A 24,116-nucleotide genomic window follows, 5' to 3' on the forward strand; every position below is an offset into this window, starting at 1 on the left:
GTAAGGTCATACCGCCTCCAGGTAGATGAAGCCGCTGGAGAAGCGGCCGCTTTCCGGTACGAACATCAAGAGCTTCTGGCCCGGCTTGATGCGGCCCGAGCGGAACAGCTCGTCCAGCATGATGTACGGCGAGGCCGAGCCCGTGTTGCCCTTGGTCGCGAGGTTGCTGAACCAGCGCTCGCGCGGAATCGGCAGGCCCAGCGACGCCAGGCTCGCGGCCACGGGCTCGACGAAATAGTGCGACGACAGGTGCGGCAGGAACCAGTCGATGTCGTCGGTCTTGAGCCCGCGCCGCTCGATGATGGCCGCCAGCGGCTCGGCCAGCGTGGCGCGCACGATGTTGTCGTTGAGCAGGCGCACGTCCTGCTTGACGGCGAAGGTCGAGTCGCGCTGCCAGTCGGCCGGCGAGGTGCGGGCCCAGCCGTCGAGGCCGCCCTGCGCGTTCTTGTCGGCGCCGGCGTACATGCACACCGGCAACTCGTGCGCCGCCGACGACAGCTCGATCCATTCGACGCGCAGCGACAGCGGCCCGCGCGGCTCGCGCTCCAGCAGCACCGCGCCGGCGCCGTCGGACAGCATCCAGCGCAGGAAGTCTTTCTCGAAGGCGATCTCCGGGCGCGCTTCGAGCGCTTCGAGCTTGTGCTCGAGCTCGGCCTCGAAGTTGATGCCGCGCATCACGGCCGAGGCCAGCTCGGAGCCCGTGGCGACCGCGCGCCGCGCGTCGCCCGCGCGCACCGACAGCCACGCATGCTTGAGCGCCGCCGCGCCGGCCAGGCAGATGCCGGCACAGGCCACCACCTCGAGCCGGGGCCAGCCCAGTTCGCCGTGCACCATCACCGCGTGGTTGGGCATGAGCTGGTCGGGCAGCGAGGTGCCGGTGGCCAGGCAGTCGACCGGGCCGATGTCGTCGCCCAGCGCGCGGATGGCCGCGGCGGTGAGCTGTGCATTGGTCATGGCCAGCTGGCCGGTGGCGCGGTCGATGGCGTAGTGGCGCGACTGGATGCCGTTGCTGCGCAGGATGAGGCGTCGCGCACGCGACACCTTGCCGCCGATGCGGCCCAACACTTCTTCGATGTCTTCGTTGCTGACCGGAGAAAAAGGCAGGAAGGCAGCGGTGCGGGTCAGGAAAACATCAGTCGTCATAGAGAGGGAGCCGGTCCGTGGCAGAGCCCGACGGGCGCTCGAATTGAGCCGTCATTTTAGTCAGCCACCCTCGGAACAACGGCCGCAGCAGGGCCTGCAGCGTCAGGCTCACCGGCACGACGGTGACGATCAGTGCCAGCAGAAACAGCACGTACAGCAAGAGCAGCGGTTTACGCACCGCCGCGCCCGGCCCGCCGGCCGCCATGATCAGCTTGCCCCAGAGGTAGAAGCTGCGCGTGCCGGCCTTCTCGCTGATGAGCAGCCGCGCCTGGGCGCGCACCGCGCCCAGCCCGGCCAGCAGGGGCGCATCGCCCTGCTCGCGGCCTGCGTGCAGTGCGTCGCGCAGGGCCCGGCCGAAGCGGCCGCAGCCGCGGATCTGTTCCTCGCTCAGGCCCGCGTCGGGCATGCCCCAGAAGCCGCGCTTGCGGCCCCAGATGAGCCAGGCCGGCGTGGTGAAGAAGGTGGCGAGCGTGGGGCCGGGGTCGGTGAGCACCACGTTGTCGATCAGGCGCGCGCCGGTGGCGGCGAGCAGGCCCTTGAGCTTTTCATGGGCCAGCAGCCACATGTTGCGGCAGGCAATGACCGTGACCACGGGTTTTCCCTTGAGCAGCCGCGCCGCCACGGGGTGCTGCAGGAAGGCCACGACCGGCTGCGCGGGGGCCAGGAACCAGACCTGGTACGGCAGGATGACGAGGTCGAAGTCTTCATCGCCCGTGAGCGTCAGCGGCGCCAGCGGGCCCGGCTTCAGGTGGGCCGACTCGGGGAACGCGTCGAAGAAGGTCAGGAATGGCCAGGGAAAGGGAAAGCGCTGCAGCGGCCGCAGCGTCTCCACGCGCAGTTCGATGCCCGGATCGGCGCGCAGCGGCGCGGCGATCTGCCCGGCCACGCGGTCGAGTTGCCCGGTCTGCGAGTACTGGATCAGCAGGACGCGTTTGACACGCGCGCTCGGGGTGGCAGGAGGGCTGGCGGTGGGGCTGGAAGAACTTGGATTCACTGGCGGGCCGTGGCGGGGGCCGTCGAATGTAAGCGAACCTTTTCAAAGGTGCATCTGCCATAGGTCATGGCGTCGCGTGAATCCGACGAACCAGGCCGCCAGAAAGCGAAAAAGGGCCTCACCTCGCGGCGCGGCCCTTGTTTGCAATTGCTGCTGGCGAAGCGCCGGTCAGCGCACCTTGCCGGCCTTCCAGGCGCTCAGCAGCTTGTTGTAGTCGATGGTCTCGCCCTTGGGCTTCTCGTTGGCCAGCTTCTTCCACGGGGCGTGCTGGTCGCTGAGCCACTTGTTCGGGTCGCCCTTGGCATTGAGCTTGGGCGCGCAGTGGGCCATGCCGGCGCGTTGCAGGCGGCCCATCACGTTGTCCATCTCGTCGGCCAGGTTGTCCATGGCCTTCTGCGGGGTCTTCTCGCCCGTGACGGCCTCGGCCACGTTCTTCCACCACAGCTGCGCCAGCTTGGGGTAGTCGGGCACGTTGGTGCCGGTGGGCGTCCATGCCACGCGGGCCGGGCTGCGGTAGAACTCGACCAGGCCGCCCAGCTTGGGCGCCATGTCGGTCATGGCCTTGCTCTGAATGTCCGATTCGCGGATCGGGGTCAGGCCCACGATGGTCTTCTTGAGCGAGACGCTCTTGGAGGTCACGAACTGGGCGTAGAGCCAGGCGGCGGCGGTCTTGTTGGCGTCATGGCCGTTGAAGAACGACCACGAACCCACGTCCTGGTAGCCGTTCTGCATGCCCTGCTTCCAGTACGGGCCGTTCGGGCCGGGCGCCATGCGCCACTTGGGCGTGCCGTCCTCGTTCACCACGGGCAGGCCCTTCTTGGTCATGTCGGCCGTGAAGGCCGTGTACCAGAAGATCTGCTGGGCGATCTGGCCCTGCGCGGGCACCGGGCCGGCTTCGCCGAAGGTCATGCCCATGGCTTCCTTGGGCGCGTACTTCTTCATCCAGTCGATGTACTTGGTGAGCGCGTACACGGCGGCCGGCGAGTTGGTCGCACCGCCGCGCGACACGGCCGCGCCCACGGGCGTGCACTTGTCGTCGGCCACGCGAATGCCCCACTCGTCGATCGGCATGCCGTTGGGGGTGCCGATGTCGGCGGTGCCGGCCATCGAGAGCCACGCATCGGTGAAGCGCCAGCCCAGCGACGGGTCCTTCTTGCCGTAGTCCATGTGGCCGTAGATCGGCTTGCCGTCGATGGTCTTCACGTCGACGCTGAAGAACTCGGCGATGTCCTCGTAGGCGCTCCAGTTCAGCGGCACGCCCAGGTCGTAGCCGTACTTGGCCTTGAACTTGTCCTTCAGGTCCTTGCGGTCGAACAGGTCGGCGCGGAACCAGTACAGGTTGGCGAACTGCTGGTCGGGCAGCTGGTAGAGCTTGCCGTCGGGCGCGGTGGTGAACTTGGTGCCGATGAAGTCCTTGAGGTCGAGCCCGGGGTTGGTGTACTCCTTGCCCGCACCGGCCATGTAGTCGGTGAGGTTCATCATCTTGCCGTAGCGGTAGTGCGTGCCGATCAGGTCGGAGTCGGAAATCCAGCCGTCGTAGATCGACTTGCCCGACTGCATCGAGGTCTGCAGCTTCTCGACCACGTCGCCTTCCTGGATCAGGTCGTGCTTGACCTTGATGCCGGTGATTTCCTCGAAGGCCTTGGCCAGCGTCTTCGATTCGTATTCATGCGTCGTGATGGTCTCCGACACCACCGAGATTTCCTTGACGCCCTTGGCCTGCAGCTTCTTGGCCGCGTCGATGAACCACTTCATCTCGGCCGCCTGCTGGTCCTTGCTCAGGGTCGACGGCTGGAACTCGCTGTCGATCCATTTCTTGGCTTCGGGCTCTGCGGCCCATGCGCCGTGCGCGGCGACCATCGCCGCCGCCATTGCCAATGCCGTGTAGCGCATCTTCATGAATGTGTCTCCTCGGTTGTGCTTCCCCGGTTTTTTCATCGCGGCTCCGGGGAGGCGGAGAGCCGGACGCGTTGACGAAATCGGTGGGCTAGCCTTTGCGCATCACGAGCGCCAGCACGAACATCGACAGCACGAAGCCGATCCAGATCGAGGGTTCGGCCTCCAGGCTCATCCACTCCTGCACCTTGCCGGCCAGGCCGACGAAGACCAGGTTCACATACGCAGCAGACAGTAGGCCGATGAACAGCCGGTCGCCGCGCGTGGTGGCAATGGGCAGCCAGCCGCGCCGCATGACGGTGGGCGACTTGATCTCCCACACGGTCATGCCGACCAGCATGAGCGCGATGCAGCTGAAGAAAACGGCCACCGGGGTGGTCCAGACCATCCAGTCGAACATGTCTCGGTCTCCTTAGACGCGGCCCATCGCAAAGCCTTTTGCGATGTAGTGGCGGACAAACCAGATCACGATCGCGCCCGGCACGATGGTGAGCACACCGGCCGCGGCCAGCGTCGCCCAGTCCATGCCCGAGGCGCTCACCGTGCGCGTCATCGTCGCCACGATGGGCTTGGCGTTCACGCTCGTGAGCGTGCGCGCCAGCAGCAGCTCGACCCAGCTGAACATGAAGCAGAAGAACGCCGCCACGCCCACGCCGGCCTTGATGAGCGGCAGGAAGATGGTGAGGAAGAAGCGCGGGAACGAGTAGCCGTCGATGTACGCCGTCTCGTCGATCTCGCGCGGGATGCCGCTCATGAAGCCTTCAAGGATCCACACCGCCAGCGGCACGTTGAACAGCAGGTGCGCCAGCGCCACGCCCAGGTGCGTGTCCATGAGGCCCACCGTGCTGTACAGCTGGAAGAACGGCAGCAGGAACACCGCGGGCGGCGTCATGCGGTTCGTGAGCAGCCAGAAGAACACGTGCTTGTCGCCGAGGAACGAATAGCGCGAGAACGCATAGGCCGCCGGCAGCGCCACAGTGAGCGAGATCACCGTGTTGATAGCCACGTAGATCAGGCTGTTGATGTAGCCCGAGTACCACGACTCGTCGGTGAAGATGCGCGCGTAGTTGGCCCAGGTGAGCTCGTTCGGGAAGAACGAGAAGCTCGACAGGATCTCCTCGTTCGTCTTGAAGCTCATGTTGACCATCCAGTAGATGGGCAACAGCGCGAACAGGATGTACAGCAGCAAGAAGATGCTGCGCTTGTGGAAGCGTTTTTCGTTCATTGTTCTTTCTCCACTTCCTGCGTACCGACCCGCTGCATCCAGTTGTAGAGCACGAAGCAGAACAACAGAATGATCAGGAAATAGATCAGCGAGAAGGCAGCCGCCGGCCCGAGGTCGAACTGCCCCACGGCCTTCTGCGTGAGGTACTGGCTCAGGAAGGTGGTCGCATTGCCTGGCCCGCCGCCCGTCAACACGAAGGGCTCGGTGTAGATCATGAAGCTGTCCATGAAGCGCAGCAGCACCGCGATCATCAGCACGCCGCGCATCTTGGGCAGCTGGATGTAGCGGAACACCGCGAACTTGCTGGCGCCGTCGATGCGCGCGGCCTGGTAGTAGGCGTCGGGAATCGAGCGCAGGCCGGCGTAGCAGAGCAAGGCGACCAGCGGCGTCCAGTGCCACACGTCCATCACCAGCACCGTGAGCCACGCGTCGGTCGCGCTGCCCGTGTAGTTGTATTCGATGCCCATGACCTGCAGCGCATGGCCCAGCAGGCCGATGTCGGCGCGGCCGTAGATCTGCCAGATGGTGCCCACCACGTTCCACGGAATGAGCAGCGACAGCGCCACCACCACCAGCACCGCCGACGACTTCCAGCCCGTGGCCGGCATCGACAGCGCGAGCGCGATGCCCAGCGGAATCTCCACCAGCAGCACCGACAGCGAGAAGCCCAGCTGGCGCCACAGCGCCTGGTGCAGCTCGTCGTCGCGCATCACGGCGGCGAACCATTCGGTGCCGACGAACACGCGCCGGTCGGGCGAGATGATGTCCTGCACCGAGTAGTTGACCACCGTCATCAGCGGCACGATGGCCGAGAAGGCCACGCAGATCAGCACCGGCAGCACCAGCCACCATGCCTTCTGGTTGATCGGCTTGTTGGTGGGGTTCATGCGACCAGTTCCTCGTCCTTGTAGTAGCAGGTGTGGGTGTCGAGCACCCGCAGCCACACCGTGTCGCCCACCGAGGGCGGCTGTTCGTCCGAATGCATGCGCACCTTGACCACGCCGCCGTCGACCTCGGCGCTGAGCATCGCGTGCGTGCCGACGTCCTGCACCTGCTTCACCACCGCCGGCACGGCGCCGGCGGCGCCCGCGTTCGACAGGCGCAGGTACTCGGGCCGGATGCCGATCTTGAGCGCGCCGGGCGGCAGCTCGCGCGTGGGCACCAGCGGCGTGCCCGCCACTTCAAGCGCACCGTTGGCGCTGTGGGCCGACAGGAAGTTCATGCCCGGCGAGCCGATGAAATGCCCCACGAAGGTGTGGGCCGGCCGCTCGAACAGCGCCTCGGCGCTGCCCACCTGCACGGCCTTGCCGCGCGTCATGACCACCACCTCTTCGGCGAAGGTGAGCGCCTCGACCTGGTCGTGCGTCACGTAGATCAGCGTGAGCTTGAGCTCGCGGTGGATCTGCTTGAGCTTGCGGCGCAGCTGCCACTTCAGGTGCGGGTCGATCACGGTGAGCGGTTCGTCGAACAGCACCGCCGACACGTCGCTGCGCACCAGGCCGCGGCCCAGCGAAATCTTCTGCTTGGCATCGGCCGCCAGGCCCGCAGCACGCTGGTTGAGCTGGCCGCTCATGTCGAGCATTTCGGCGATCTCGCCGACGCGCTTCTTGATCTGGTCTTCAGGCACCTTGCGGTTGCGCAGCGGGAACGCCAGGTTCTCGGCCACGGTCATGGTGTCGTAGATCACCGGGAACTGGAACACCTGCGCGATGTTGCGTTCCTGCGGCGTGGCGCGCGTCATGTCGCGGCCGTCGAAGCTCACACTGCCCTGCGACGGCACGAGCAGGCCCGAGATGATGTTGAGCATGGTCGTCTTGCCGCAGCCCGAGGGGCCGAGCAAGGCGTACGCGCCACCGTCGCGGAAGCTCATCTTGAGCGGGAGCAGCGCGTAGTCGCTGTCCTGCGTGGGGTTGGCGCGGTAGGCGTGGGCCAGGTCGAGATCGATGCGTGCCATCTCAAGCTCCTTTGCGCCATGCGGGCGCCAGCGCCAGCTTTTCGCTGGCATCGAACACATAGGCTTGCGATGCGCTGAAGTACAGCGTGATCGAAGCGCCCAGCTCGAAGCGGTGCACACCGGTGAGCTGCGCCACCAGTTCGCCCACCGCGGTATCGACGTGCACGAAGGTGTCGGAGCCCGAAATTTCGGCCAGCTCCACCTTGCCGGGCAAGGCGATGTCGCCCTCCCCTGCGTCGACATTCAATGCGCTCGCACGCAGACCGACCGTGACCGTGCCCGAGGTGCTCTCGGGCAGTGCCAGCGCCAGCGCCGGGCCGCCCGCCAGTTGCACGCGGCCGGCCGCCGCCGTGCCCGCCAGCAGGTTCATCGGCGGATCGCTGAAGGCGCGCGCCACGCGCAGCGACTGCGGCGCGTGGAACACCTCGGCGGTCGGGCCGTACTGCAGCAGCTCGCCGGCGTCCATCACGGCCGTGTAGCCGCCCAGCAGCAGTGCTTCGCCGGGCTCGGTGGTGGCGTAGATCACGGTCGAGTCGCCGGTGGCGAAGAGCTGCGTGAGTTCTTCGCGCAAGCCTTCGCGCAGCTTGTAGTCGAGGTTGACCAGCGGCTCGTCGAGCAGCATCAGCGGTGCGTTCTTGGCGAGCGCGCGCGCCAGCGCCACACGCTGCTGCTGGCCGCCCGACAGCTCGGCCGGCAGGCGGTCCAGGAACATGCCGATGTGCAGCTTGTCGGCCAGCGCCCTCACGCGCGCATCGATGTTCGACTCGCCGCGCAGCTTCAGCGGCGAGGCGATGTTGTCGGCCACCTTGAGCGAGGGGTAGTTGATGAACTGCTGGTAGACCATCGCGACATTGCGCTCGCGCACCGGCGTGCCGGTGACGTCCTTGCCGTCGACCAGCACACGCCCGGTGCTCGGCGTGTCGAGCCCGGCCATGAGGCGCATCAGGCTGGTCTTGCCGGCCTGCGTGGCGCCGAGCAGCACGGTCACCGCGCCGCTTTTGGGCGCAATGCTCTGCTCGTAGAGCCAGGTTTGCGCGCCGACCTTCTTGGTGACGCGCTCCAGAGTCAGCTGCATCAGCTCACCTCCACTTCCACTGCGTTGTTGTTCTTTGCATGGGCCTGCAGCCAGATCGCCACCTGCTCGCGCTCGGCGGGCGTGTAGTGCAGGCCGAGCTTGGTGCGGCGCCAGAGCACGTCGTCCGAGCTCACGGCCCACTCGCGCGCCTGCAAAAAGCGCAGCTCGCGCTCGTACAGGCCGGGCGCCACCTCGGCGCCCATGTCGGCCAGCGACTGCGCCTCGCCGATCAGTTCGGCCACGCGCGCGCCGTAGCCGCGCGCCAGTCGCAGCGACCTGGGCGTCGAGCCAGGGGTACTTGGCCTGCACGGCGGCGACGAAGCGGCCGAAGTCGTCGTCGGGGCGCTTGGGCGCGCCGATCCAGGCCGACAGGTCGCCGCCGGCCAGGAAGGCGCCGTCGGTCCAGGCCGGGCGCTGGGCATTCGACTGGCCGAGCATCTTGCCGACCTCGTCGGCCGCGTCCTCGGCCAGCTTGCGGAAGGTGGTGATCTTGCCGCCCCACACCGACAGCAGCGGCGCGGCGGTGGTGTTCGACTCGAGCAGGTAGTCGCGCGTGACGGCCGAGGGGTCGCCCGAGGCGTCGTCCAGCAGCGGGCGCACGCCCGAGTAGGTCCAGACCACGTCGGCCGGCACGATGGCCTTGTCGAAGTAGCGGCTGGCCTGGGTGCACAGGTAGTCGATTTCTTCCTGCGCGATGCGCGCGGCGCCGGGGTCGTCGCCGCTGATCTCGATGTCGGTGGTGCCGATCAGCGTGAACGCGCCCTGGTAGGGAATGGCGAAGATGATCCGCTTGTCGGGGTTCTGGAAGATGTAGGCGTGGTCGTGGTCGAACAGGCGCGGCACGATGATGTGGCTGCCCTTCACGAGCCGCAGGCTCTTGGTGGCCAGCGCCTCGCCGCGCGCCGACTGGGCCACGCCGCGCAGGAAGGATTCGGCCCACGGGCCGGCCGCGTTCACCACGGCGCGTGCGCGCACGGTGCGGTGCGCGCCGTCGGGGCCTTCGAGCGTGGCGACCCAGCCCTCGGCGCCGCGCTGCGCATGGATGCAGCGCGTGCGCGTGAGCACTTCGGCGCCCTTCGAGCGCGCGTCGATGGCGTTGAGCACCACAAGCCGCGCATCGTCGACCCAGCCGTCGGAGTACACGAAGCCGCGCTTGTACTGCGCCTTGAGCGGCGCGCCGGCCGGATGCTGGCGCAGGTCGATGCCGCGCGACGGCGGCAGCACCTCGCGCTTGGCGAGGTGGTCGTACATGAACAGGCCGATGCGGATCATCCAGGCCGGGCGCATCGAGGGGTCGTGCGGCATCACGAAGCGCAGCGGCCACATGATGTGCGGCGCGCTCTTGAGCAGCACCTCGCGCTCCTGCAGCGCCTTGCGCACCAGCGAGAACTCGTAGTACTCGAGGTAGCGCAGCCCGCCGTGGATCAGCTTGGTGGACGACGACGAGGTGTGCGAGGCCAGGTCGTCCTTCTCGCACAGGACCACGCGCCAGCCCCGGCCGGCGAGGTCGCGCGCAATGCCGCAGCCGTTGATGCCACCGCCGACGATCAGCACATCGCAATCGGTGGCGGGTTCGGCCGCTGGAGAGGAGAAATCGGTCACAGGCTGGAGGTCCGTAGGTTCGTGACTTTTGTCAGCAAAGGCCGAGATTGTATTTTCGCGTTTTTTCATTTGGATTCCTTTTGGCGCGATTTTCCTCCGAGTTTTCCCTTACTCGGCTTCGTTTTCTTTCGTTTTAAAGTGACGCGGCCTGTACCCTCGACCCCAGTCTTTCCGCTTTCCACGACGCCTCTGTGAACTCCAACCCGCGCCAGATCAACCTCCTCGACACCGTGCGCGCGCGCGGTTCGGTCACCGTCGAACAGCTCGCCGACATGCTGGGCGTCACGCTGCAGACCGTGCGGCGCGACGTGCAGCGGCTGGCCGATGCGGGTTTGCTCACGCGCTTCCACGGCGGCGTGCGCGTGCCGAGTTCGACCACCGAGAACATCGGCTACCAGCAGCGCGAAACGCTCAACGCTGACGGAAAAGCGCGCATTGCGCGCCGCGTGGCCGAGCTGGTGCCCAACGACTGTTCGCTCATCCTGAACATCGGCACCACCACCGAGGCCATCGCCAAGGCGCTGATGCGCCACACGGGCCTGCGCGTGATCACCAACAACCTGAACGTGGCGACCATCCTCAGCGGCAACACGGCCTGCGAGGTGATCGTGGCCGGCGGCTCGGTGCGCCCGCGCGACCGCGCCGTGGTGGGCGAGGCCACCATCGACTTCATCCGCCAGTTCAAGGTCGACATCGCGCTCATCGGCGTGTCGAGCATCGAGGCCGACGGCTCGCTGCGCGACTTCGACCTGCGCGAGGTGAAGGTCGCACAGACCATCATTGCCCAGGCGCGCGAGGTGTGGCTGGCGGCCGACGCGAGCAAGTTCAACCGGCCGGCCATGATCCAGCTGGGCACGCTCTCGCAGATCGACCGCCTGTTCACCGACGCCGCGCCGCCGCCGCCCTTCCCCGACCTGCTGCACGCCGCGCAGGTGCGCCTGGAGATCGCGCGCGACAACTGAACCCCATCAGACTCATCGAATGACCACCTACCTGCTTGCCCTGGACCAGGGCACCTCCAGCTCGCGCAGCATCGTGTTCGACCGCGAAGGCCGCATCGTCGCCATCGCGCAGAAAGAGCTCACGCAGATCTACCCGCAGCCCGGTTGGGTCGAGCACGACCCGATGGAAATCTGGCGCAGCCAGCTGGCCACCGCGCGCGAGGTGCTGGCCAAGGCGAAGCTGCAGCCCGCCGACATCCACGCCATCGGCATCACCAACCAGCGCGAGACCACCGTGCTGTGGAATCGCACCACCGGCCAGCCGGTGCACCACGCCATCGTCTGGCAGGACCGCCGCGCCGAACCGCTGTGTGCGCAGCTGCGCGAACAGGGCCTGAGCGACACCATCCGCGAGAAGACCGGCCTGGTGATCGACGCGTATTTCTCGGGCACCAAGCTGCGCTGGCTGCTCGACAACGTGCCCGGCGCGCGCGCCCAGGCCGAACGCGGCGAACTCGCTTTCGGCACAGTCGACAGCTGGCTCATGTGGCAGCTCACCGGCGGCAAGGTGCACGTGACCGACGTGAGCAACGCCTCGCGCACCATGCTCTTCAACGTGCACACGAACGACTGGGACGCCGACCTGCTGAAGGCGCTCGACATCCCCGCCGCGCTGATGCCGAAGGTGCAGCCCTCGAGCTCGCACTTCGCCGACACCGACGCCGCACTGCTGGGCCATGCGCTGCCCATCGGCGGCGTGGCCGGCGACCAGCAGAGCGCCCTCTTCGGCCAGGCCTGCTTCGAGGCCGGCATGGCCAAGAACACCTACGGCACCGGCTGCTTTTTGCTGATGCACACGGGCGGCGCGTTCCAGCCCTCGCACAACGGCCTGCTCGTGACCAGCGCCGCGCAGGCCGACGCCACCCCGCAGTACGCGATGGAAGGCAGCGTGTTCGTCGGCGGCGCCGTGGTGCAGTGGCTGCGCGACGGCCTCAAGGCCATCAAGGGCAGCGCCGAGGTGCAATCGCTCGCCGAGAGCGTGCCCGATGCGGGCGGCGTGATGATGGTGCCGGCCTTCACCGGCCTGGGCGCGCCCTACTGGGACGCGGACGCGCGCGGCACGATCACCGGCCTCACGCGCGGCACCACGGTCGCGCACATCGCGCGCGCCGCGCTGGAAAGCATCGCGTACCAAAGCGCCGCGCTGCTGCAAGCCATGAGCCGCGACGCCGTGGCCGCGGGCGGCAAGCCCGTGGCCGAGCTGCGCGTGGACGGCGGCGCGAGCGTGAACGACCTGCTGATGCAGTTCCAGGCCGACCTGCTGGGCATTCCGGTGGTGCGGCCCGAGGTGGTCGAGACCACCGCGCTGGGCGCGGCCTACCTCGCGGGACTGTCGACCGGCGTCTACACCGACGCGCGCCAGCTCTCGAAGCTGTGGAAGGTGGAGCGCCGCTTCATGCCGACCATGGGCCGTGCGCAGGCCGAGGAATCGATGGCGCGCTGGGAGCGCGCGGTGCGCCAGGCCACCGCGACCTGAGCGGGCGCGGGCTTACCAACCCCAGAGGGAGCGCTTCAGCACCCAGCCGGTGGTGCCGCCTTCGTGGCGCACCTTCACCCAGTCGCCGCGGCGCTCGAGGGTGCGCAGCACGTCGCCGTACACGGCCTTCTTCACCACCGGGCTGCGCGCGCCGGGTGCGCGGCGCAACTGCGCCGTCTTCGCCTTCACGACGTGGTGCGGCGTCTTGCTCGTCATCGAACGGAAGACCCAGGCCTTGTCGTTCTCGAAATCGGTGACGCGCAGCCAGTCGCCCTTGCGGCCGATCACGCGCAGCGGATAACCCCGGCTCACTGTCCAGTGCGCCTCTGCGCGCTGGCTGGGGGCGGTGCGCATGTTCAGGGTCTTGACCGCGACACTGACCATCTGCGGCTGCGCGGCAAAGGCGGACGGCAGCAGCATCCACGAGAAGAAGAATGCGAGCAGGAGCGCGGGCAGTCGGCGACTGAATCGGGCCATGGGGCGAGGGTTCCTTTCGAGAAGACACGGGAGGTCCGGCAAATGCCGGTCGAAGCCCCCTCTGGGACGCTGAGCGCCGATAAGTTCCGCGGGGATATCCCTGAGCCGCACTCCAAAGACCCCGCGAGGGTCGGGACACTGGCCGTGTCGCGGCAGGGTGCGGGGCAGAATTCGGCCGCCCCTCGACTCCCCGCGCCGCGCTTGACACATCCCGCCACCGACGCCCCGCGTCCTCCCTCCAGCGCCCTGCTGGCCTGTGGCGTGGTCGGCGCGACGCTGCTGGCGCTGATCGCCCTGGGCCACGACGGCCGCCGCATTGCCCAGCTCGCGGTGCTCGCCGCGCCGCCCGTGCTCTGGCTGCTGTGGCCGCTGCACAGCGCGCGCCTGCGGCGCTGGCGCACGGCGCTCGTGTGGCTCTGGGTCATGGGCTTCGGCCTGGACGCCGTGGTCCGCGCCTACCTGCTCGACACCTACCAGGCCGCGCCCGACAGCGCCATGGTGCTGGGCGCCGCGGCCAACACCAACGCGCGGGAAAGCGCCGAGTACCTGCGCATGCACTGGCGCTCCGCCGTCGTCTGGTCGGCCGCGCTCGTGGCGGCGGGCCTGCTGGCGGGCCTGTTCGCGCGACGCGGTGCCACGGCGCCGCGTGCGCGTCGGCCGTTCTGGGCGCGCTCGCTGCTGCTGCTCATCCTGCTGGCCGCCTGCGTCGCCTACGTGAGCAAGCCCTGGCGCCGGCTGCACCCGGTCGTCTTCTGGACCCAGTGGTCGCAGTCGCTGCACGACCAGCGCGCCGCCTGGGCCGACCAGGAAAAAACCCGCGATGCGCAGATGGCCCAGGCCCGGCAGATCGCACCGGTGATCACGCGCGAGGGACCGTCCACCGTCGTGCTGGTGATCACCGACAGCATCAACCGCGACAACATGGGCCTGTACGGTTACGGCCGCCCGACCACGCCGCGCCTGCAGGCGCACAAGGCGCAGGAAGGCGATCGCATGGCCGTGCTGCGCAATGCGTGGTCGGTGGACGCGAGCACCCTGCCCGCGCTGCGCAACATGTTCCATTTCGGCCAGCCCGCGAATGGAAACGACGGAAACAACGGGAACGGCGACAGCCCGCCCCACCTGCTGGCCCTGGCGCGCGCCGCCGGCTACAAGGTCTGGTGGATCAGCAACCACGACGACCTCGCCATCGAGCAGCAGCACGCGCGCTACGCCGACGTCGTCGACATGGTGAACCGCACGCCGGGCCGCGCCAGCGCCTCGCTCGACGGCGAGATCCTCGACTGCGTGCAGGAGGCCTTTGCCGACACCAGCACCGAGCGCAAGCTCATCGTGGTCCACCTGATGGGCGCGCACCCGCACTACAGCCTGCGCTTTCCCGAGAACGCCAATCCCTTCGACGACAGCGTCGACGCGGTCGAGAACGGCCTCGTGAAGGACGGCCGCTCGGCCTGGGTGCGCCACTTCCGCCAGGAGTACGACGCGGCCCTGCTGTACCACGACTTCGTGGTGTCGGAACTGCTGCAGCAGACCCGCAGCACCGGCAAACCGGACGACTATCGCGCCTGGATGTACCTGTCGGACCACGGCCAGGAAGTCGGCCACGGCAGCGACCGCGCGGGCCACAGCCCCGCGACCGCCTCGGGCTACCGCATCCCCGCCGTCGTCTGGCGCAACCGCGAGCCGCTGCCCACCGGTGCCGCTACGCAGCAGCCCTTCCGCGCGGACTGGGCCGGCTGGAGCCTGATGGACCTGCTGGGCATCCGCTGGAGCGGGCAGAAGGCCGAGCGCAATGTGCTGGGCGATGCCTACCAGTGGCAGGCGCCGGAGATTCCGGTGGTGGTGGAGTCGTTCTCGAAGTAGCGGGAGGTCAGCGATCGGCCACCGGCCGCACGGCGTGGGTGGCCTCGGCCTCCTCGTTCTGGCCGATCCACGCATTGCTGAAGTCCACGGCATAGAAGTGCTGCGCGGCCTCGCTGCCCGAGCCCGACCAGAACTTGCGCAGCGGCGTGTCGGGAAAGCGTGCGCTGTCGATGGTGGGAACGGAGGTTTCGCGGGCGCACCACCGGGGCACGGTGACGGGCTCCCGTTCGGGGCTCAATTCGAGCGTGAAGGTCTCGTCGACCAGGCCATGGTCACAACGCCGCAGCGCCGCCAGCTCCACGATGGTCGGCAGCCGCCATTGCGAGATGCCTTCATGGCCCTTGATGTTGAGCGCCTGCACGCGTTCCTGCGCGTCCATCAGGCTCAGGGCTTCGGCCTCGCCGATGCAACGGCCACCCTGCCAGGTCTGCCCCAAGGCGCAGCGCAGCCAGCGCAATCCGGTGGCGGCATCGACGACGACGGCCGTCGATACCTGCGCGGAGGCTTGTTCTTTCGGTGAGGCGGACTGGTCGCAGCCGGCGAGCAACGCGACTGCCGCCAAGGCGGCAGCCATCCACTTGCCATCACGGGCAAGCATTGATTTCTTCATGAGAACTCCCTGCGGTCAGCAACTTGGATCGAGATCGAACTCGAATGCTACCGCCGGGGGTGCGAGGTCCCGGGGCCGGCTTGGGCCCGCAGGACGTCGATTCAATGCACCGTCAGTGCGCCGGCACCAGGAAGTCCTGGCTGATCCGCCCGCCCAGCTCGTTCACCCGGTCGAGGAACTGCGTGAGGTAGGCATGCAGGCCCGTCGCCAGGATCTCGTCGACCCGCGCGTACTGCAGGTCGGCCAGCAGCTTGCCGGCGCGGCGTTGGGTTTCGGCGCTCTGCTCGTTCTGCACCTTCGCGAGGTTGTTGACCACCTCGACCAGGCTCGCGTGCAGCGAGCGCGGCATGTCGGCGCGAAGAATGAGCAGCTCGGCCACGCGCTCGGGCTTGATCACGTCGCGATACACCTTGCGGTAGACCTCGAAGGCCGAGACGCTGCGCAGGATCGCGCTCCAGTGATAGAAGTCGTACTCTTGGTCTTCCTCGGTGGCGGCGCCGAAGAACTCGCTGTTGAGCGCGTGGAACTTCACGTCGACCAGGCGCGCCGTGTTGTCGGCACGCTCCAAAAAGGTGCCAAGGCGCGAGAAGTAGAACGCCTCATCCTGGAGCATGGTGCCCAGCGTGACGCCGCGCGACAGGTGCGAGCGGAACTTGACCCACTCGAAAAACTGGCCCGGGTCGCGCTCGAAATCGCCGGCGCGCAGCATGCGGTTCACTTCGAGCCAGGTGGTGTTCTGCGTTTCCCAGGCTTCGGTGGTGAGCGCGCCGCGCACGGCACGCGCGTTCTCGCGCGCCGCCTTCAGGCAGGAGACGATCGACGACGGATTGCTCTCGTCCTTGACCATGAACTCCATGACTTCGTTGGGCGTGATCTGGTCGTACTTCTTGCTGTACCAGGGCAGCAATTCGCTGATCGAGAGCACGCCCTGCCAGCCGTACTTGGCAACCTCGGCCGACTGCGGCAGCAGCGAGGTCTGGTAGTTGACGTCGAGCATGCGCGCCGTGTTCTCGGCGCGCTCGGTGTAGCGCGACATCCAGTAGAGGTGGTCTGCGGTGCGGGACAGCATCGTGGGTGCTCCTACTGCGATTGGCTTTGCGACTGCGTGGCCGCCTTCGGCTTGGCCGTGCGGTCCGCTTCGAGAATCCAGGTGTCCTTGGTGCCGCCGCCCTGCGACGAGTTGACCACCAGCGACCCTTCCTTGAGCGCCACGCGCGTGAGGCCGCCGGGCACCATCTGCACCTCGCTGCCCGAGAGCACGAAGGGGCGCAGGTCGATGTGGCGCGGCGCGATGCCGGCGTCGACGAAGGTCGGCGAGGTCGACAGGCTCAGCGTGGGCTGGGCGATGTAGCCGTCGGGCTTGGCGATGACGGCCTTCTTGAAGTCTTCGATCTCGGCCTGCGTGGCGGCCGGGCCGATGAGCATGCCGTAGCCGCCGGCGCCGTGCACCTCCTTGACGACCAGGTCCTTCATGTTGTCGAGCGTGTACTGCAGCTCGTCCTTGTTGCGGCACATGTAGGTGGGCACGTTCTTCAGGATCGGCTTCTCGCCGAGGTAGAACTCGACCATCTTCGGCACGTAGGGGTAGATCGACTTGTCGTCGGCCACGCCGGTGCCCACGGCATTGCAGATCACGACGTTGCCCTGGCGGTAGGCACGCATGAGGCCCGCGCAGCCGAGGGTGGAGGTCGGGCGGAACACCTCGGGGTCGAGGAAGTCGTCGTCGACGCGGCGGTAGATCACGTCGACCCGCACCGGGCCGCGCGTGGTGCGCATGTAGACGAAGTCGTCCTTCACGAACAGGTCTTGCCCCTCGACCAGCTCCACGCCCATCTGCTGGGCCAGGAAGGCATGCTCGAAGTAGGCGCTGTTGTACATGCCGGGCGTGAGCACCACCACCGTGGGCTCGGCCGTGGCCGGCGGCGCGCTGGCGCGCAGCGTTTCGAGCAGCAGGTCGGGATAGTGGGCGACCGGCGCGATGCGGTTCTGGTTGAAGAGCTCCGGGAAGAGCCGCATCATCATCTTGCGGTTCTCGAGCATGTAGCTCACGCCGCTGGGCACGCGCAGGTTGTCTTCGAGCACGTAGTACTCGCCGTTGCCCTGGGCATCGGGGGCGCGCACGATGTCGATGCCCGAGATGTTCGAGTAGACGTTGTGCGGCACGTTCACGCCCATCATCTCGGGGCGGAACTGGGCGTTGTTCAGGATCTGCTCGGCCGGGATGATGCCGGCCTTGATGATTTCCTGGTCGTGGTACACGTCGTACAGGAAGCGGTTGAGCGCCGTGACACGCTGCACCAGCCCCTTTTCCATGCTCTCCCACTCGTGGGAGGGAATGATCCGGGGCAGCAGGTCGAACGGGATCAGCCGCTCGGTGCCGGAGCCGTCCTCGTCCTTGGCGCCGTACACCGCGAAGGTGATGCCGACCCGGCGGAAAATCATTTCCGCCTCTTCACGCCGCGATCGCATCACCTCACCGGGTTGCTTCGCAAGCCATTGGTCGTAGCGCTTGTAGTGCTGTCGGATTGCAGCGCCCGCATAGGGGAGCTGCTCATACATCTCGTCGAATTTGTGCATGGAACGACCAATCTCCTTGAGCCATAGCTTAGCAAGTTCGAGGCCAGTAGAAGCCCTAGGTTTGGGCCCGATGCGAGGGCATTTGGCGTTTCGGACCTTCAGGGCATGCGGTGGCGCCAGTAGCGCAGGTCGTGCGCGCGTTCACACTTCAGCTCGTCCGGCGTCGGGCTCGCCCAATGGGCGGCGCCGCAGCGCGGGCTGCCGACCACCCGCACGCCACGTTCGACATAGCGCGCCACCACCTCGGGCGCCGGGTGACCGAAGCGGCTGCGGTAGCCGGCCTGCACGAGCGCAATGCGCGGGCGCACGGCATCCAGGAAAACCTCGCTCGACGAGGTCTTGCTGCCGTGGTGCGGCACCAGCAGCACGTCGGCCGACAGCCCGGGCGTTCGCGACACCAGCGCGGCCTCCTGCAGCCGTTCGATATCGCCCGCCAATAGAACCGTGGCGCGGCCGTTGCCGATGCGCAGCACGCACGACACGGCATTGGGCCGCGTGAAGCCGAGGTAGTCGCTGTCGAAGGGAAACAGCACCTCGAAATCCACCCCGTCCCAGGTCCAGCGCTGCCCGGCCTCGCAGCGGCGCGCGGGGCGCAGCGCCTGCAGCGGGTGCCCGGCCTCGATGGAGCTCAGCAGTGCCGCCTGCGGCTGCATGGCGAGCACGGCGGGGGCGCCGCCGGTGTGGTCGATGTCGCGGTGGCTCAGCAACAGCAGGTCGAGCCGTTCGCCGCGTGCGCGCAGCAGCGGCACGAGCACGCGGTGGCCCGCGTCGCTGTCGAGCCCGTAGCGCGGGCCGGCGTCGTACAGCAGGCTGTGCGTGGCGGTGCGCACGAGCACCGCGTTGCCCTGCCCGATGTCGGCGGCGAGCAGGTCGAATTCGCCCACTGCAGGCCGCACTGGCTGCCACAGGAGCACCGGCAACAGCAGCGGCAGGCCGAGCGCGCGCATCGACCACGGCAGGCGCATCGCCAACAGCACGCCGCCTGCCACGCCGCTTGCGGCCAGCCACGGAGGCGGCGCAGCCATCGACAGCGTGGCGAACGGCAGGCCGGCGAGCGCCTGCAGCAGCAGCGCGAACAGCTTCACGGCGCCAGCCGCCACGTCCCACAGCGGCGGCACCGCCACGCCGAGCATCGCCAGCGGCGTGATCACCAGCGTCACCCACGGGATCGCGAGCGCGTTGGCCACCAGCCCGACCGCCGACACCTGCTGGAACAGCAGCAGGCTCAGCGGCGTGAGCGCCAGCGTGATCATCCATTGCTCGCGAAAGAAGCGACCCAGGCGCGTGAGCGCGCCCACCCGCCCCCCGCCCGGCACCGCCGTCGCGGAGGCGAACAGCACCGCCACGGCCACGAAGCTGAGCCAGAAGCCGGCCTGCAGCAGCGCCCACGGGTCGGCGGCCACCACGACCGCCGCCGTCAGCAGCCAGACATGCGGCCACGGCCAGCGCCGACCGGTCAGGCGCAGCAGCGCCACGGCCGCGAGCATCCAGACCGTGCGCTGCGAAGGCACGCCCCAGCCGCTGAAGAGCGCATAGAGCGCGGCCAGCAGCACGCCGCCCGCGAGCGCGGCCTGTTGCGCGGGCAGCCGCAGCATGAGCCGGCTGCTGCGCCGCCAGAGCGCGCCCACGACATGCGCCGCGAACCATGCGAACAAGGTGATGTGCAGGCCCGAGATCGACATCAGGTGCGCCACGCCGGTGGCGCGGAACACGTCCCAGTCGGCACGGTCGATGGCGCCCTGGTCGCCGGTGACGAGCGCGGCGATCACGCCGGCCTGACGCCGATCGTCCACGCGGGCGAAGACGGCATCGCGCACGGCCTCGCGCGCCCGCTCGATCGGGTGCCGCCACGTCGTGCCCAGCAGGCGCGGCGCGGGGTCGCGCGCACCGGCCCGCACATGGCCCTGCGCATGCACGCCCTGCTCCCACGCCCACAGCTCGCTGTCGAAGCCATGCGGATTGAGGTTGCCGTGCGGCGCGCGCAGGCGCACGGTCAGTTGCCAGCGCTGGCCGGCATGCACCTCGCCCACGGTGCGTGCGACGGAGGCACGCCGCTCGGCGGGCTGCTCCCACATCCCGCTGTACTCGCCGTACCAGGCGAGTGCGATGCGCGGCGGCACCGTCGGTGGCGCCTCATCGGAGGCCTCGGCCCACTGCGCCGCCTCCACGTCGAAACGGAAGCGCGTTCCGATCTCGCCGGGTTGCGGCATCTGCGAGACCACGCCCGTGAGGCGCAGGTCGCGCCCTTCCAGTTGCGGGCTCAGCGCCCCCTGCGCGTAGGCCGTCGCGCGCCATCCGGCGAGCCCCGCGCCGGCCATCGCGCCGCAGACAAGCGACAGCATCAGAACGAGCAGCCGAGGCCCACGCCACCGCCACAGCAGCCATCCGCCACCGAGCCCCGCCAGCAGCAACGCGACGTAGACACCCGCCGCCCACAACAGCGGCTGGCGCAGCTGCACCGCCGCGCCGAGCAGCGTGCCGCCCAGCGCAACGAAGGCCCCCGTCCCACCCGCGACGGCCTCGGACGCACGCCGCGACTGCCCTCCCCACACACCCCGGAATCCATGATGCAAACCCTCCCCCAACCCACGCTCGATGGCGCGTTAATTGCTTGGCAACTGGGCTAGTATGCGTCTCACCAGAGACATCTTTTCGATGCAACCTCGCTGCACTGCACGCCCCTACGCATGTCCATCCACGCCGCACTCCACCACGTCACCCACTACACATACGACCGCCTGGTGCAGTTGGGCCCGCAAGTCGTGCGACTGCGCCCCGCGCCCCATTGCCGCAGCAATGTGATCTCGTATTCGCTGCGGGTCGAACCGGCCGAGCACTTCGTCAACTGGATGCAGGACCCGTTCGCCAACTACCAGGCGCGGCTCGTGTTCCCCGAAAAAACGCGTGAGTTCAAGGTCACGGTCGACCTCGTGGTCGAGATGGCGGTCTACAACCCCTTCGACTTCTTTCTCGAGCCGCAGGCCGAGAACTTCCCGTTCAAGTACACGGCCTCGCAGGCCGAAGAGCTGGCGCCCTACCTCGTGGCCGATCCGGTCACGCCGCTCTTGGAGGCCTACCTCGACAAGGTCGACCGCAAGGAGCAACGCACCATCGACTTCCTGGTCGGCCTGAACCAGCAGGTGCAGCAGGACGTCAACTACCTCATCCGCATGGAGCCCGGCGTGCAGACGCCGGAAGAAACGCTCACCAACGGCAGCGGCTCGTGCCGCGACTCAGGCTGGCTGCTGGTGCAGCTGCTGCGCCACATGGGCCTGGCCGCACGCTTCGTGTCGGGCTACCTGATCCAGCTCACGCCCGACGTGAAGGCCCTCGACGGCCCGAGCGGCACCACGGTCGACTTCACCGACCTGCACGCCTGGTGCGAGGTGTTCCTGCCGGGCGCCGGCTGGATCGGCCTGGACGCCACCTCGGGCCTCATGGCCGGCGAAGGCCACATTCCGTTGGCCTGCACGCCCACGCCGTCGAGCGCCGCGCCCATCGAAGGCGGCGTCGACGAGTCCGAGGTCGAGTTCAGCCACGAGATGACGGTCACGCGCATCTACGAATCGCCGCGCGTCACCAAGCCCTACACCGAAGAGCAATGGGCCGAGGTGCTCGCACTCGGCGACGCCGTCGATGCGCGCCTCGTGGCCGGCGACGTGCGCCTCACGATGGGCGGCGAGCCGACCTACGTGGCCACCGGCGACCGCGACGCGCCCGAATGGAACACCGACGCGCTCGGCCCCACCAAGCGCGGCTACGCCACCGAGCTCGTGCACAAGCTGCGCGCCGAGTACGGCCAGGGCGGCTTCCTGCATTTCGGCCAGGGCAAGTGGTACCCGGGCGAGCAGCTGCCGCGCTGGGCGCTGTCGATCTTCTGGCGCGCCGACGGCCAGACGCTGTGGCACGACCCCGAGCTGTTCGCCGACGAACGCTTTCCCACCCACTACACGAGCGAAGACGCGCGCCGCTTCACCACCGTGCTGGCGCACAAGTTGGGCCTCACCGAGCGCTACATCCAGCCCGGCTACGAGGACACCTACTACTACCTGTGGCGCGAACGCCGCCTGCCGGTGAACGTCGACCCCTTCGACTCCAAGCTCGACGACGAACTCGAACGCGTGCGCCTGCGCCGCGTGTTCACGCAGAAGCTCGACGCGGTGATCGGCTACATGCTGCCCATCGAGCCCGGCAACGCCAACGGCGACGCGCCCGCGCTCGCCGGCCCCGGCTGGAAGACCGGCCCCTGGTTCCTGCGCGACGACCGCCTGTTCCTGATCCCGGGCGATTCGCCCATGGGCTACCGCCTGCCGCTCGACTCGCAGCCGTGGGCCAGCAAGGGCGACTACCCGTATCTCATCGAGCGCGACCCGACCGCGCCGCGCGCCGCGTTGCCCAGCGCGTCCGACTACCGCGCGCGCTATGCCACCGCCACCCCGGTGGCCGGCGCCGACCTGGGCGAGGTGCCCTACACCTTCGGCGCGCCGCCCGTGGTGCCCGCGTCGCTGCGCATGCAGAGCCCCGGCGATGCAGCGAAGGGCGATGCAGCAGCTGCGGCTGATGCCGCCACGCCCGCCACGCGCCAGCCGCTGCGCGGCGAATCGGCCCACTGGGTCACGCGCACCGCGCTGTGCGTCGAGGTGCGCGACCCGCGCCGCGCCAACGGCCCGGCGGCCGAGAAAAAGGGCAGCGCCTCGGGCGTGCTCTACGTCTTCATGCCGCCGCTGGCGCGCCTGGAGGACTACCTCGACCTCGTCGCCGCCGTCGAAGCCACCGCGCAGCAGCTGGGCGTGCGCATCGTGATGGAAGGCTATCCGCCGCCGCGCGATCCGCGCCTGAAGATGCTGGCCGTGACGCCCGACCCGGGCGTGATCGAAGTCAACATCCACCCGGCCCACAACTGGAAGGAACTGGTCGACCACACCGAGTTCCTCTACAACGCCGCGTTCGAGACGCGCCTGTCGGCCGAGAAGTTCATGACCGACGGCCGCCACACCGGCACCGGCGGCGGCAACCACTTCGTGATGGGCGGCGCCACGCCCGCCGACAGCCCCTTCCTGCGCCGGCCCGAGCTGCTGGCCAGCCTGCTGCTGTACTGGCACAACCACCCGTCGCTGAGCTACCTGTTCTCGGGCATGTTCATCGGCCCGACCAGCCAGGCGCCGCGCGTGGACGAGGCCCGCAACGACCAGGTCTACGAGCTCGAGATCGCGCTGAAGGAGATCGCCAAGAACCGCGAGATCTACGGCCAGAACATGCCCGCATGGCTGGTCGACCGCACGCTGCGCAATATCCTGATCGACGTGTCGGGCAACACGCACCGCAGCGAGTTCTGCATCGACAAGCTCTACTCGCCCGACTCCAGCACCGGCCGCCTCGGCCTCCTGGAACTGCGCGCGTTTGAAATGCCGCCGCATGCCCGCATGAGCATCGCGCAGCAATTGCTCATTCGCGCCCTCGTGGCGCGCTTCTGGGACGCGCCCTACCAGGCGCCCGTCACCCGCTGGGGCACCGAGCTGCACGACCGCTTCCTGCTGCCGACCTTCGTCAAGATGGACTTCGACGACGTCATCAGCGAGATGCGCCAGGCCGGCTTCGCCTTCGATGCCGACTGGTTCGCACCGCACTTCGAGTTCCGCTTCCCGCTCGTGGGCCAGATGCAGTCGATGGGCGTGGAGCTGTCGCTGCGCAACGCGCTGGAGCCCTGGCACGTGATGGGCGAGGAAGGCTCGGCCGGCGGCACGGTGCGCTATGTCGACTCGTCGCTGGAGCGCATCGAGGTGCGCGTGACCGGCCTGAACGAAAGCCGCCACGTCGTCACCGTCAACGGCAAGGTGCTGCCGCTGCAGCCCACGGGCGTCACCGGCGAGTTCGTGGCCGGCGTGCGCTACAAGGCGTGGAACCCGCCCTCGGCGCTGCACCCCAGCATTCCGGCCCACGCACCGCTGACCTTCGACCTCGTCGACACCTGGATGAAGCGCTCGCTGGGCGGTTGCCAGTACTTCGTCGCCCACCCGGGCGGTCGCAACTACGACACCTTCCCGGTCAACGCCTACGAGGCCGAGAGCCGCCGCCACTCGCGCTTCACGCGCACCGGCCACACGCCGGGCCTGCTGCGCACGCCGCCGGCCACCATCGAGCTGCCGGGCAGCCGGGAGTTTCCGTTCACGCTGGACCTGCGGCGCTGACCGGCCCGAGGACTCAGGGGGAACCCTGTCGCAC

17 protein-coding genes and 1 pseudogene are annotated in these 24,116 nt (G+C 68.3%); 4 read left to right on the forward strand and 14 right to left on the reverse strand.

What is annotated here, in order from left to right:
* Nucleotides 1-6 precede the first annotated feature (6 nt).
* The 9 genes and pseudogenes from FFI97_RS11040 to glpD form a co-directional block, all read right to left on the reverse strand.
* A complete protein-coding gene (locus FFI97_RS11040; protein WP_139706319.1) occupies nucleotides 7-1,143 on the reverse strand; it encodes a beta-ketoacyl-ACP synthase III in 1,137 nt (378 codons plus the stop codon).
* A complete protein-coding gene (locus tag FFI97_RS11045; RefSeq protein ID WP_260684963.1) occupies nucleotides 1,133-2,137 on the reverse strand; it encodes a dialkylrecorsinol condensing enzyme in 1,005 nt (334 codons plus the stop codon). The genes FFI97_RS11040 and FFI97_RS11045 overlap by 11 nt, the downstream gene beginning before the upstream one ends.
* A gap of 168 nt (nucleotides 2,138-2,305) precedes the next feature.
* Nucleotides 2,306-4,036: an ABC transporter substrate-binding protein gene (locus FFI97_RS11050; protein ID WP_070059465.1), complete on the reverse strand. Its 1,731-nt coding sequence runs from the start codon at nucleotides 4,034-4,036 to the stop codon at nucleotides 2,306-2,308.
* 88 nt (nucleotides 4,037-4,124) lie between these two features.
* Nucleotides 4,125-4,433 (reverse strand): DUF2160 domain-containing protein, encoded by a 309-nt coding sequence (locus FFI97_RS11055; RefSeq protein ID WP_139706317.1) that lies wholly within the window; start codon nucleotides 4,431-4,433, stop codon nucleotides 4,125-4,127.
* 12 nt (nucleotides 4,434-4,445) lie between these two features.
* The gene (locus FFI97_RS11060) at nucleotides 4,446-5,258 is read right to left on the reverse strand and encodes a carbohydrate ABC transporter permease (protein WP_139706315.1); all 813 of its coding nucleotides are present in this window, start codon (nucleotides 5,256-5,258) and stop codon (nucleotides 4,446-4,448) included.
* Nucleotides 5,255-6,145, reverse strand: a complete 891-nt coding sequence (locus FFI97_RS11065) for a carbohydrate ABC transporter permease (protein WP_062476737.1) — start codon at nucleotides 6,143-6,145, stop codon at nucleotides 5,255-5,257. The genes FFI97_RS11060 and FFI97_RS11065 overlap by 4 nt, the downstream gene beginning before the upstream one ends.
* The gene (locus tag FFI97_RS11070) at nucleotides 6,142-7,212 is read right to left on the reverse strand and encodes an ABC transporter ATP-binding protein (protein ID WP_062476739.1); all 1,071 of its coding nucleotides are present in this window, start codon (nucleotides 7,210-7,212) and stop codon (nucleotides 6,142-6,144) included. The genes FFI97_RS11065 and FFI97_RS11070 overlap by 4 nt, the downstream gene beginning before the upstream one ends.
* A gap of 1 nt (nucleotide 7,213) precedes the next feature.
* Nucleotides 7,214-8,287: an ABC transporter ATP-binding protein gene (locus FFI97_RS11075; protein WP_139706313.1), complete on the reverse strand. Its 1,074-nt coding sequence runs from the start codon at nucleotides 8,285-8,287 to the stop codon at nucleotides 7,214-7,216.
* Nucleotides 8,287-9,958: pseudogene (gene glpD / locus FFI97_RS11080) on the reverse strand (glycerol-3-phosphate dehydrogenase). Before glpD ends, FFI97_RS11075 begins: the two are co-directional and overlap by 1 nt.
* 122 nt (nucleotides 9,959-10,080) lie before the next feature.
* Here glpD and FFI97_RS11085 point away from each other — a divergent pair.
* Together FFI97_RS11085 and glpK are read left to right on the forward strand one after the other, a co-directional pair.
* Nucleotides 10,081-10,851: a DeoR/GlpR family DNA-binding transcription regulator gene (locus FFI97_RS11085; RefSeq protein ID WP_062476748.1), complete on the forward strand. Its 771-nt coding sequence runs from the start codon at nucleotides 10,081-10,083 to the stop codon at nucleotides 10,849-10,851.
* Between the two features lie 19 nt (nucleotides 10,852-10,870).
* Complete coding sequence (glpK, locus tag FFI97_RS11090; RefSeq protein ID WP_139706310.1) at nucleotides 10,871-12,367, forward strand: glycerol kinase GlpK; 1,497 nt, start codon at nucleotides 10,871-10,873, stop codon at nucleotides 12,365-12,367.
* A 12-nt stretch (nucleotides 12,368-12,379) separates the two neighbouring features.
* Here glpK and FFI97_RS11095 read toward each other — a convergent pair whose 3' ends face one another.
* Nucleotides 12,380-12,844 (reverse strand): SH3 domain-containing protein, encoded by a 465-nt coding sequence (locus FFI97_RS11095; RefSeq protein WP_062476754.1) that lies wholly within the window; start codon nucleotides 12,842-12,844, stop codon nucleotides 12,380-12,382.
* A gap of 42 nt (nucleotides 12,845-12,886) precedes the next feature.
* Here FFI97_RS11095 and FFI97_RS11100 point away from each other — a divergent pair, with 42 nt between their 5' ends.
* Nucleotides 12,887-14,707 (forward strand): sulfatase-like hydrolase/transferase, encoded by a 1,821-nt coding sequence (locus FFI97_RS11100; protein WP_139706308.1) that lies wholly within the window; start codon nucleotides 12,887-12,889, stop codon nucleotides 14,705-14,707.
* Nucleotides 14,708-14,714: 7 nt separating this feature from the next.
* On the opposite strand, the gene FFI97_RS11105 is transcribed toward FFI97_RS11100, so the two are convergent.
* The 4 genes from FFI97_RS11105 to FFI97_RS11120 all read right to left on the reverse strand — a co-directional run bounded on the left by FFI97_RS11105 (nucleotide 14,715) and on the right by FFI97_RS11120 (nucleotide 20,446).
* On the reverse strand, nucleotides 14,715-15,305 hold the full coding sequence (locus tag FFI97_RS11105) for a DUF1566 domain-containing protein (RefSeq protein WP_185993596.1): 591 nt from the start codon (nucleotides 15,303-15,305) through the stop codon (nucleotides 14,715-14,717).
* A gap of 124 nt (nucleotides 15,306-15,429) precedes the next feature.
* Nucleotides 15,430-16,386, reverse strand: a complete 957-nt coding sequence (locus FFI97_RS11110; RefSeq protein ID WP_062476763.1) for an alpha-E domain-containing protein — start codon at nucleotides 16,384-16,386, stop codon at nucleotides 15,430-15,432.
* A gap of 11 nt (nucleotides 16,387-16,397) precedes the next feature.
* Nucleotides 16,398-17,894: a circularly permuted type 2 ATP-grasp protein gene (locus tag FFI97_RS11115; protein ID WP_062476766.1), complete on the reverse strand. Its 1,497-nt coding sequence runs from the start codon at nucleotides 17,892-17,894 to the stop codon at nucleotides 16,398-16,400.
* 98 nt (nucleotides 17,895-17,992) lie between these two features.
* The gene (locus tag FFI97_RS11120; RefSeq protein WP_409574624.1) at nucleotides 17,993-20,446 is read right to left on the reverse strand and encodes a DNA internalization-related competence protein ComEC/Rec2; all 2,454 of its coding nucleotides are present in this window, start codon (nucleotides 20,444-20,446) and stop codon (nucleotides 17,993-17,995) included.
* Between the two features lie 135 nt (nucleotides 20,447-20,581).
* Here FFI97_RS11120 and FFI97_RS11125 point away from each other — a divergent pair, with 135 nt between their 5' ends.
* Entirely contained in the window at nucleotides 20,582-24,082 is a 3,501-nt protein-coding gene (locus FFI97_RS11125; RefSeq protein WP_139703114.1) for a DUF2126 domain-containing protein, read from the forward strand.
* Nucleotides 24,083-24,116 lie beyond the last annotated feature (34 nt).

Source organism: Variovorax sp. KBS0712 (assembly GCF_006323185.2).
Taxonomy (GTDB): Bacteria; Pseudomonadota; Gammaproteobacteria; order Burkholderiales; family Burkholderiaceae_C; genus Variovorax; species Variovorax boronicumulans.

Bases quoted from the DNA above. Each gene is read 5' to 3' on its own strand.
- FFI97_RS11040 (WP_139706319.1), bottom strand. From the start codon at position 1,143: ATGACGACTGATGTTTTCCTGACCCGCACCGCTGCCTTCCTGCCTTTT.
- FFI97_RS11050 (WP_070059465.1), bottom strand. From the start codon at position 4,036: ATGAAGATGCGCTACACGGCATTGGCAATGGCGGCGGCGATGGTCGCC.
- FFI97_RS11055 (WP_139706317.1), bottom strand. From the start codon at position 4,433: ATGTTCGACTGGATGGTCTGGACCACCCCGGTGGCCGTTTTCTTCAGC.
- FFI97_RS11060 (WP_139706315.1), bottom strand. From the start codon at position 5,258: ATGAACGAAAAACGCTTCCACAAGCGCAGCATCTTCTTGCTGCTGTAC.
- FFI97_RS11065 (WP_062476737.1), bottom strand. From the start codon at position 6,145: ATGAACCCCACCAACAAGCCGATCAACCAGAAGGCATGGTGGCTGGTG.
- FFI97_RS11070 (WP_062476739.1), bottom strand. From the start codon at position 7,212: ATGGCACGCATCGATCTCGACCTGGCCCACGCCTACCGCGCCAACCCC.
- FFI97_RS11075 (WP_139706313.1), bottom strand. From the start codon at position 8,287: ATGCAGCTGACTCTGGAGCGCGTCACCAAGAAGGTCGGCGCGCAAACC.
- glpK (WP_139706310.1), top strand. From the start codon at position 10,871: ATGACCACCTACCTGCTTGCCCTGGACCAGGGCACCTCCAGCTCGCGC.
- FFI97_RS11095 (WP_062476754.1), bottom strand. From the start codon at position 12,844: ATGGCCCGATTCAGTCGCCGACTGCCCGCGCTCCTGCTCGCATTCTTC.
- FFI97_RS11100 (WP_139706308.1), top strand. From the start codon at position 12,887: ATGCCGGTCGAAGCCCCCTCTGGGACGCTGAGCGCCGATAAGTTCCGC.
- FFI97_RS11105 (WP_185993596.1), bottom strand. From the start codon at position 15,305: ATGCTTGCCCGTGATGGCAAGTGGATGGCTGCCGCCTTGGCGGCAGTC.
- FFI97_RS11110 (WP_062476763.1), bottom strand. From the start codon at position 16,386: ATGCTGTCCCGCACCGCAGACCACCTCTACTGGATGTCGCGCTACACC.
- FFI97_RS11115 (WP_062476766.1), bottom strand. From the start codon at position 17,894: ATGCACAAATTCGACGAGATGTATGAGCAGCTCCCCTATGCGGGCGCT.
- FFI97_RS11125 (WP_139703114.1), top strand. From the start codon at position 20,582: ATGTCCATCCACGCCGCACTCCACCACGTCACCCACTACACATACGAC.